General features: G+C 66.7%; 1 protein-coding gene. It reads right to left on the reverse strand.

The features are described 5' to 3' along the window. Positions 1-113: 113 nt before the first annotated feature. On the reverse strand, positions 114-452 hold the full coding sequence (locus tag AC1DYG_RS19160) for a hypothetical protein (RefSeq protein WP_477641449.1): 339 nt from the start codon (positions 450-452) through the stop codon (positions 114-116). Positions 453-528 lie beyond the last annotated feature (76 nt).

Consider the following 528-nt stretch of genomic DNA (forward strand, 5'->3'; position numbering starts at 1 on the left):
CGATCGACCCGACGCGCCGGCCGAGCTCGACAGCCTTCTCGCCGTGCATGACATCGCCGTCGAGGACAGACAGGTGGTGCGGCTCCTGGCGACCGGTCAGCGTCGGGAAGTCATCACAGATCAGCGAGGCCGTCATCGCCATCACCGGCAGGCGCGGTCCCCTTCTGCGACTGGATCGACGACACCAGCTGGCGAAGCGCGTTCGCCTGCTGCCTCGACTCCTGCAGCGCCGAGTCGACCCGGATCTCGAGGATGTCATCCTCACCGCGCACCTCGACGAGGCTCAACCAGCAGTCGGAGTCGCCTACGAGCACCCGGTCGAACTGGTCGAGACGGTCCTTGATCCGGGCCGCCTCGACGATCAGCGCGGTCAGCGCGTACGGCTCGTCGTCGGTGTGCAGCGAGTCGTACAGGCGGCGGCCGGCAGAGCCGAGAGAGTCCAGGTCAGCCACACGACCACCCCCTCCCCGGCCCGTACAAAATCCGGGCTGTAAAAAAATGCCTGACTGGACCGTGGAAGTCAGGGAC

The sequence above is a fragment of the Pedococcus sp. P1_H8 genome, assembly GCF_056405175.1.